Raw genomic sequence first — 208 nt, forward strand, 5'->3', positions numbered from 1 at the left:
GCCGAATGGCCCTCCGCCGGCTGTCTGTGCGGCGTTCCCGGGACTGAAAAGGAATTTTCACAGGCACCTTTCAGCCTATGGAGATGAGACCAGTCAATTGTGTCAGCCTCATCTGACACAATTGACGCCTCTGGGCTCATCGGAATGTCCAGGCTGACGGACCTGCGAAAATCCTTTTCAGTCCCGGGAACGCCGCACAGACAGCCGG

It is taken from the genome of Eisenbergiella sp. OF01-20 (genome assembly GCF_003478085.1).
Lineage (GTDB): Bacteria > Bacillota > Clostridia > Lachnospirales > Lachnospiraceae > Eisenbergiella.